We start from the raw sequence: 7,745 nt of genomic DNA, 5'->3' as shown, positions 1-7,745 counted from the left end.
GGTCGGTTAAGCGACCGGGGCCGGAGGCGGGACGCGGGAAACGCCGAGCGCCTCGGGGAAGGCGCGGGGTTGGGGTGGGGGACGACGCTCCCCTCGGCGGCCCGGCCCGGCTGGGGCGCCGGATCCGGATCGCCTGTCCCGCCTTTCTCAGGCGCGGGCGATCACCAGCCGATGGTGACCGATCCGCGCAAGGCAAGGTCGACGTGGCCGTGGCGATCCTCGGCCGAAAGCTCGCCGCCCATGGTCAGGCCCAAAGTGCCGCCCACGGCACGCAGGCGGGCGAACCAGCCGCTGGTCGCCTCGTCGCCGTCGAGCGTGAAGTTCTGGCCGCCGGCGAAGTGGGCGGTGGTCGATCCGATGCCGCCGCTGACGATCTCGCGCCAGCCGCCTTCGGTTTCGACGCGGAACCAGTTCTCGTCCCGGCGCTGCATGCCCATGAAGTCGATGCCGAGCGTCAGGCCGCCGTTCACGCCGAGTTCGTCGCTGGTGCGCGAGGCGACCGTCAGGTCAAGCGCCTTGCCGCCGCCGGTTTCGGTGTAGCCGTCTTCCTTCAGGCGCACGTAATCGACCGTCACCGCCGGGCGGTAGAAGAAGTGGCTGCCGCCGCCTTCGTAGGAAGCGCCGCCGGATGCCGTGACGAACGTGCCGTTCCACTTGCCCTTGATCGTGCGGCTGACGTTCTCGCTGCCGATCGCGCCGATGAACTGGCGTTCGCTGTCGTGGCTGGAGCGACCGATCGAGGCGCGTCCGTAGCTCTGGAGGGCTCCGAACTGGCCGCGCCAGTGGCCGGCGAGTTCGAACGAGTTCGACTTGATCTCGCTGGCGCCGCCGCTCGTGTGGCGATTCCAGAGGTAGGAGAAGGTGCCGCCGAACCGGCCGATGCCGGTCAGGTACTCGGCGCCGAGCGACATGGCATAACCCTGGAGATTGTAGGCCGCGCTGGCCCCGGCCTTTTTCTCGCTGCCCCAGAAGGAGAGGTTCATGGTCGTGCTGAAGCGGCCTTCGCCCCAGACCGGGTTGACCGGGTCCATGAGCTGACGCGCGACGGTGCGGGTGCCGAGGCTGATACCCTCGAACGAGCCGCCCGCATGATCGGGCAGCATCTGACCGACGGCCTGGCGGAACTGATCGCCGCTGGTGATGCCGAGGAACACGTCCTCGATCTTCTCGTCCTGGCCGAGCGCCGCGAAGATCGCGTTATAGGCGGTCGCCTGCGAGCGGTTGAGGCCGAGTTCGGCCACGGTGCGGCGGGCGACGTCCACGACCACGGTGTTCGCGGCAGCAGCGTCATTCAGCGTGGCCTTGAACATGAAGGGTACGAGATCGGTCGCGGCCTTGAGCTTGTCGCGGCCGAGGATCGTGCCGGCGGTGAGCACCTGATAGCTGCCCTCGGCGGTCGAGACGTCGGCCAGCTTGATCGCCAGCTTGGCGCCGTCGGCGAACGAAGCCGTCCCCGCGACGTTGTAGGCCGAGCCCTGGCCTGCGGCCTTGTTCAGCGTCACGGCCAGAACGCCGTCCTTGCCGACATCGAGAGCGCCGATCGCGGCGGGCTTGTTCACGTCGAGCATGCCGCCCGTGACCTTGACCGCCAGGTTGCCGGCGTTCGCCAGAGAGCCGGAGAAGACCGAAGTACCGGTGAGCGTCAGTGTGTCCGCGCCGCCGCCGAAGTCCGCCGTGCCGACGAAGCGCGAAGTGCCCGCCAGCGTCATCGCGTCCGAACCGGCGCCGAAGGTCACGTTGCCGGTCTGCACCGCGTCTCCGGAGAGGGCGAGGGTGTTGTTGCCGCCCCCGAACGCGACGTTGCCGGTCATGGTGCCGTCGGCGATGTCCACCAGGTCGTTGCCGCCGCCGAGCAGGATGTCTCCGAGGATCGCGGGGGCGGTGAAGCCCGCGCCGACCTGGGTCTGCTTCACGGTCACGCTGCCCGCCGCTTTGGAGAGGTCGATGGCGACGTTCCTGCCCGATCCGGCCTTGGCGCCGGTGGCCGAGATCGTCCCGCTGTTCTCGACGAGGTTCAGCGTGCCGCTGGCATCGCCGATTGCGATGGCCGAGCCGTTCTCGTTGACAGCGGCGGCCTTGATCGTCCCCGAGTTTCGCAGCGTGGGCAGGCTTGCACCGGCATCGACGCGGACGGCGACGGCCTGAGCGCCCGAAGCGCTGATCGTACCGGCGTTCTGGATCAGCGGCGTGCCGGCGCCGGACCCAAGGCGCAAGGCCGTGGCTGCGGCGTCCTTCGAGGTTGCCGTCACGGTGCCGGACACGCCGATGCCGTTGGCGATGGTCACCTTGCCGCCGAGACCGCCAATCGCCACGCCGTTGCCGTCGATGCCCGCGTAGAGGCCGTGGCCTTCCACCGTGCCGTCGATCTGGAGGCCGTACTTGCTGGCGGTATTGGCGACCGGGCCGATGGCGATATCCCGAGTCGCCGAGCCGATCACGATCGCCGGAGCCTTGCCGTAAGTCTGGACCTTGGCGGCGCCTTCGGTGGCATCGGGGATGCCGTCGCCGTCCTCGTCGTCGTTCTTGGGGTCGCTGTCCTTCGGTGCGACGGCCAGCACGATGCCGCCGGTCACGTTGCCTTCGATCACGATGGCCGAGCCGCCCTGGAGCAGGTCGTCCGCGTCGAGCTTCGAGGGATCGGCGGGCGGCGTGGGATAGCGGTAGCCGGTCGAGACGATCTGGCCCTGCACGACCATGGCACCGTTGATGTCGCCGCCGAACCGCGCGCCGACGGCGTTCCTGCCCTGCGCCTGGACCGTGCCGGCGAGGCGGACGTTGCCGTCGATCTGGCCGGTCTTCACGCCCACGGCATTGTCGCCCAGCACGCTGGTCTTGCCGTCATGGGTGAAGTTGCCGGTCAGCTTGCCGCCCAGCGAGATCCCGGCGGAATCGTTGCCTTCCACGGTGATCGTGCCGCTCTGGGTGATCTTGCCGGTGTGGTCGCCTTCCGTGCGGATGCCGATCTTGTTCGAACCGAGCGCGAAGGGGCCGTCGAGATCGCCGTCCTTGTCGTCGTCAGTCGGGGTATAGGGCTCGTCGAGCGTGATCGTGCCGCTGTTGAGGATGTCGCCGGTGGTGCCGGCATTGGCGACGATGCCGCGCGCGCCGTTGACGTTGGCGATGGTGATCGTACCGGCGTTGGTGACGTTGTGGTTGCTGTCCATCGTCACCGCCGTGCCGGAGGTCAGCACGACCGAGCCGTCCTTGGTCACGTTGATCGCGTCGGCGGCGCCGTTCCTGATCGTCGAAGTGAGGAGCGGCGTGGTCTTCTTGGTGGTCACGTCTTCAGCATGAGCGGCGGTCGCCATGGCAAGAAGCGCGGTGGAAGCAAGCAGGTAGCGAGGCATCTTCGTCCCTTCAGGTCGATATCGAGACCTGAGACGGAGCCCTCGGCCGTCAGCCTTGGAAAAATTTCTCCGGCGAGGGAACAATTGGCCGCATAGTGATGGGGCGCTGGCGTTCAGAACCTGGCGTCGAGTCCCACGCGCAGGGTGCGCGGGCGCAGAGGGGTGACTTGCTCGCGGCCGGTGCTGAACGGGGTGCCCAGCGAGAACCGATTGCCGCGCACATCTGCAAGATTCGTCACGCTGAGGGTGACCCCGTGCCCGGCCGTGCCCAGGCGGATATCGAAGCCACTGTCGAAGTAGTCGCCTTGAGGCGCGCCGAGTTCCGGCCCGATGCCGAGCCGCGAGCGGCCGATGTAGTTGGCCCAGGCATTGGCACTTAGAGTCCAGTCCTCGCTCACCTCATGGGTCCAGGCGAGTGCCGAATGACCGGCGAAGCGGGCGATGTTGGGCACCTGCATGCCGCGCGCCGAGACGTAGCGCAGCGCGTCCGCGCGGGACAGCGTGGCGCCGGCGAGGCCGACCGGCGCCAGCACGTACTGGACCAGCGCCGCCGAGGGTTCGTCCACCCTGCTCTCGTTCCAGGTGGCGCCAAGCTCCACGCGCAGGCCCGGTGCCAGCAGCAGGCCGCCGGAGAGGCTGGCGGACCACACGCGCCCGTCGCCGATGTTGGCGGTGCTGGGCAGGCCTGAGCCGTCGATGAAGTCTGCCTGGATGTCCTGCCAGCGCGTGTAGGACAGGCTCATCGCCAGATCGAATGGGGAGGACCCGGCACGGCCGTGGCGGGCGCCGATCTCGAACGTGCCGGTGCGGTCGCTCTGGAAGCGGCGCACGACGTTGCTCTCGATTGCGAAGCCGCCGGGGCGGAAGCCTTCCTGATAGCGCATGTAGAGCGAATCCTGGTCCGAAAACCGGGCATTCAGCGCCAGGGAGGGGAGGAAGCGGCTCATGGTGCGCTTCGCCGTCACGCCGGACGTGACGAGAAACGCCTGCGTGGCCGGCGCCATATCCTCGCCGTCGCCGCCAAGCCGCGAATGGGTGAAGCGTCCGCCGCCGGTTGCCGTAAGCGGGCCGGTGAGGTGCAGGCTGGCCTCGCCGTAAAGCGTGAACTCGTCGATCGTGTTGCGCACGCCGGTGGCGGCCTGGCGCATGTCGAACAGGAGGCTGGAGAAGTCGCGGTTGAGGACCGTGCGGTTATGGGTGTAGCTGGCGCCGAGCAGCCAGCCGAAGCCGTGGCGCTCGCTTTGCCACACGCGCGTCTCGTGCACGATCATACGCGTGTCGTTGGCCTGCGAGAACAGGCGAGGGTCACCGCCCGTCTCGCTGGCATCATAATGCTCGCGCAAGTCCTGCACTACTACGCCGGTCGTCGAGCGCAGGTCGATCTCGCCGATCCGGCCGGAAACCACCAGCTGGCCCAGCGCATACTCCGCTTTCGAGCCTTCGGGCACGCGCGCGGAGCTTTCCAGAGGTTTGCCGTTGCGGTCGGCATATTGGCTGTCGTCCGCCTCGGTGCTCTGGGCGAGGGCGATGAGGTCGATCGTCCAGTCCGGCGCGATCCGGGCGCGCAGGGCGAGCTTGCCGCCCAGCATGTTCGAGCGATTGACGTTGCTGCGGCCGAGCACGGGCTTGTCGATGTAGCCGCCGTAACTGGCGCTGTCGAACGTGGCACGCAGGGCCACGCTGTCGCCCGCCACCGGCAGGTTGACGGTGGCGCTGGCATCGGCGCCGGGGGCGCCGTGCTGCGTCAGCGACCCGCCGAGGATCACCGTGCCGCCGGTCTCGCCCATGAGCGGGGCATTGGGCACGAGGCGGATGATCCCGCCCAGCGATCCGGCGCCGTAGAGCGTGCCCTGCGGCCCTTCCAGCACTTCCACCCGGGCAAGGTCCGAAAGGCGCAGGTCCGGGTCCGGCGCATTGTAGGTCAGCCGCATGTCACCGAGATACTGGCCCACGGTGGCCTGAGTGGGCCCGGTGAAGCTGGAATCGGCGATGCCGCGGATGAACAGCTTGTTGCGTCCGCTGCCGAGATGGGTCGAGGAGACGGTGGCAAGCTGCCGGGTGATCTTCTCGGTGCCGCCGACGCCGCCCGTTTCCAGCGCTTTGCCGTCGAGGATCGCGAGATGTCCGGGCACATCCTCGATGCGGAGATCGCGTTTGGTCGCCTGGACGAAGATCGGCTCGCCGCGGGTTTCGATCGGCGGCCGCGGTGCTGCCGGTCCGGGAGTCTCGCGAGCGGGACGGGCGAGCGTCGCCGCAGGCTTCGCGGCTTCAAGGCGCCAGGCCGAACGTCCCACCGGTACGGCGCGCGCGCCTGCGGAACGGGCCAGACGGTTCAGCGCCTCGGCTACGTCCATGCGTCCGCGCAGGGCCGGGATCGTGCGCCGGGCGATCGTCGAATCGGCGATGACGATGCTGGTGCCGGTCTGCCGCGCGAGATCGACGACCGCCTCGCCCGCGGTGCCCGCGCGCGTCGCCACGTCCGCCTCGCGCGCGAGCACGGGGAGAGGCATGGCCAGAGCGGCCGCCAGAAGCCACGCCGGACCTCTCATCTTCAGGGCACGCCGATCATCCAGCGTTTCGCGTCTTCGCGGACCTCGATGCCGAGCAGCGGCCCGAGCGCGGCGGGATCGGCGCGCAACGGCGCGACCAGCAGCGAGCCGGAGACCTTGCGGTCCGCACTCCCCGGCGCGACGGCATAGGCAACCCCGGTCGCGCGGGCGAGGTCGGCAGCGACGGTGCGCAGCGGCGTGTCCTCGAAGGTCACACGCCCCTCGCGCCATTCCCCGACCCGGGCAGGCGCGATCCTGCCGAGCGTATAGTCTCCGGCCTTGCCGTGCCGCCGGAGCACTTCGCCCGGCGCGATCCGCAGGTCCTGCGCCTTGGGATTGAACTGCACCGCGCCTTCGGACACTGCCACGCTGAGGTCTTCGCCATTGCGGCGCACGTCGAACACGGTGCCGACGTCGACCAGGGTGTCCTCGCCCACGGTCACCTGGAAGGGGCGGGCTTCGTCGTGGCGGACGGTGAAAAGCGCCTGTCCGTTTTTGAGGCGGGCGAAGCGCGGATCGTTGCGATCGAACTCCATCGCGGTGCCGCCTGCCATATCGACGCGGGTCTGCGCGTCGAGCGCCACGGTGCGGACCTGCCCCGGCAGCGTCTCGATCCGGTAGAGGTCGCGGCTTCCCGCCTGCCAGACCCACAGGCCGCCGACGAGCATCAGCGATGCCGCGATGGCGCCGCCCAGCCAGGCGCGCCGTGGCCTGCGCGGAGCGGTGGCCATGATCGCGGGCAGCGCATCATCGTTGGCGGGAGCGGACGAGCCGATCAGCTCCGCGCCATCAGCCACGGCAGCTGCTACCGTATCATAGGCGCGGGCATGGGCAGGGCTCTCGTCGAGCCAGCGCGTGAAGCCGTCCCAGTCCTCGAAAGCGGGATCGCCGACGCGCAGCGCCCAGTCGAGCGCTTCGGCCTCCATCTTGTCATCACCACTCATCGCGCGCTCCTTCTGCGGCGAAGACGGAGACGATCGGCGCGAACCTCGACGCCATCAGGCCTCATCGCTGCGTTCCTTCCATTGGGCGAGCGCCCGATAGGCCACGCGCAAGTCGCTTTCCACCGTGCTGAGACTGATGCCGAGTTCGGCGGCGACCTGCTTCTGCGCCATGCCGTCGATCCGGTGGCGGCGAAAGATTGCCGAGACCCGAGGGCCGAGGCTTTCGAGCAGCGAGAGGACGTGCCCCGCTTCCTGCGCGGCGGAGAGGCGGCGTTCGGCGGAAGGTTCGGGAGAGGCGCCGGCTTCGTCCGCATGGGCCTGGGTCCAGTCGCGCTCGCGCGTGCCGGACTGGCGCGCCGAGCGGAAACGGTCGATCATCAGCAGGTCGGCGGTGCGGAAAAGATAGGATAGCGGCGCGGCGACGGGGCCGGGCGTGCTGCGCGAAATCTTCAGCCAGACTTCCTGGACCAGGTCCTCCGCCGCGTCTCCGGCTCCGCGGGCGCGCAGGAAGTGCAGCAGCTTGTCCCGATTCTCGAGAAAAGTCGCTTCAAGGCCCGATCGGGAAGGGGAAGGCGGCGCGGAAGGAGGCATGTTGGCTTTTCGCGGGGACAGATAGACTGTCCGCAGCCTCGGGGAAAGTCCTTGCCCTCCTGCTCTTTGACCGAGCCGCCGGGCGTGTCAGCGGGCGATCTGGGCCGAGGCGCGGGACTGGATGGCCCGATCGGTGAAGAGGGCGAGGGCGGCCATGGCGCCGCCGGTAAGGCCCGCCGTTCCCATGGCGATGATGACCGGCTGGGCGGCATCGGCGAGGCGGCTGGCGCGGTCATGAATGGGATTGAAGAAGCGGGACATGGCGGGGGCTTTCCGAAACGTTGCTGGGCTGACCTTCTGTTTCCTCTTTTCCT

Annotated in this window: 5 protein-coding genes; all 5 read right to left on the bottom strand. The window is 68.9% G+C overall.

Translation table 11 applies throughout. The features are described 5' to 3' along the window. Positions 1-161 precede the first annotated feature (161 nt). The 5 genes from L284_RS27535 to L284_RS48175 all read right to left on the bottom strand — a co-directional run bounded on the left by L284_RS27535 (position 162) and on the right by L284_RS48175 (position 7,692). Entirely contained in the window at positions 162-3,347 is a 3,186-nt protein-coding gene (locus L284_RS27535; protein WP_021232497.1) for an autotransporter outer membrane beta-barrel domain-containing protein, read from the bottom strand. 113 nt (positions 3,348-3,460) lie between these two features. Further along, positions 3,461-5,896: a TonB-dependent receptor domain-containing protein gene (locus tag L284_RS27530; RefSeq protein ID WP_031341427.1), complete on the bottom strand. Its 2,436-nt coding sequence runs from the start codon at positions 5,894-5,896 to the stop codon at positions 3,461-3,463. A 2-nt stretch (positions 5,897-5,898) separates the two neighbouring features. Beyond that, positions 5,899-6,840: a FecR family protein gene (locus tag L284_RS27525; RefSeq protein WP_021232495.1), complete on the bottom strand. Its 942-nt coding sequence runs from the start codon at positions 6,838-6,840 to the stop codon at positions 5,899-5,901. A 54-nt stretch (positions 6,841-6,894) separates the two neighbouring features. Then, positions 6,895-7,431: an RNA polymerase sigma factor gene (locus L284_RS27520; RefSeq protein WP_021232494.1), complete on the bottom strand. Its 537-nt coding sequence runs from the start codon at positions 7,429-7,431 to the stop codon at positions 6,895-6,897. A gap of 87 nt (positions 7,432-7,518) precedes the next feature. Continuing rightward, entirely contained in the window at positions 7,519-7,692 is a 174-nt protein-coding gene (locus L284_RS48175) for a hypothetical protein (protein ID WP_021232493.1), read from the bottom strand. Positions 7,693-7,745 lie beyond the last annotated feature (53 nt).

It is taken from the genome of Novosphingobium lindaniclasticum LE124 (assembly GCF_000445125.1).
In the GTDB taxonomy this organism is placed as follows: Bacteria; Pseudomonadota; Alphaproteobacteria; order Sphingomonadales; family Sphingomonadaceae; genus Novosphingobium; species Novosphingobium lindaniclasticum.
This window is presented reverse-complemented; position numbering and strand designations above follow the sequence as displayed.

What these genes read in the sequence shown, in the direction of transcription:
- L284_RS27535 (WP_021232497.1), bottom strand. Translation starts at nt 3,347, where the DNA reads ATGCCTCGCTACCTGCTTGCTTCCACCGCGCTTCTTGCCATGGCGACC.
- L284_RS27530 (WP_031341427.1), bottom strand. Translation starts at nt 5,896, where the DNA reads ATGAGAGGTCCGGCGTGGCTTCTGGCGGCCGCTCTGGCCATGCCTCTC.
- L284_RS27525 (WP_021232495.1), bottom strand. Translation starts at nt 6,840, where the DNA reads ATGAGTGGTGATGACAAGATGGAGGCCGAAGCGCTCGACTGGGCGCTG.
- L284_RS27520 (WP_021232494.1), bottom strand. Translation starts at nt 7,431, where the DNA reads ATGCCTCCTTCCGCGCCGCCTTCCCCTTCCCGATCGGGCCTTGAAGCG.
- L284_RS48175 (WP_021232493.1), bottom strand. Translation starts at nt 7,692, where the DNA reads ATGTCCCGCTTCTTCAATCCCATTCATGACCGCGCCAGCCGCCTCGCC.